General features: G+C 55.1%; 1 protein-coding gene. It reads right to left on the bottom strand.

Annotation, left to right across the window (positions count from 1 at the left end; genetic code table 11):
• Positions 1-23 precede the first annotated feature (23 nt).
• The coding region (locus DXA54_RS27245; protein WP_133304700.1) for a helix-turn-helix transcriptional regulator at positions 24-385 on the bottom strand (362 nt) is incomplete at its 5' end.

Below are 385 nucleotides of genomic sequence, written 5' to 3'. Positions count from 1 at the left end.
TTATCACGGAGCCGATTTTAATGTCAAATCCGGCTTTCCTGACGGATGGAAGTGGGATTGCTCCCCATATTCCGCTTGCAAAAGTCCGTAAAGTGGGATTGGGCGGAGAAACCGCACATGTAGGCTATTTCCTGCAACGTGTAGTGTGTCGTCCGCAACAACTCCCCGATACGTTCGATACGGCGCTGACGTAACCACGAGGAGGCCGAGCAGCCGAAAACCCGCTGGAAACGCCGGCGGAAGGTAATCGTGCTGGAATACCCGCAAACCCCGGCGAGTTCCGTGACGTTATCCGAGGCAAGATAATTCGATTTGACACGGGAGATGAACTCGTAATCGTCCCCCAGGTACAACAGCTCCTCGAACTCCCCGACATCGGCGGGAG

This window comes from Bacteroides sp. OF03-11BH (genome assembly GCF_003604005.1).
Lineage (GTDB): Bacteria > Bacteroidota > Bacteroidia > Bacteroidales > Bacteroidaceae > Bacteroides > Bacteroides ovatus.
The sequence above is the reverse complement of the archived record's forward strand: the minus strand, read 5'-3'. Positions and strand labels throughout refer to the sequence as shown.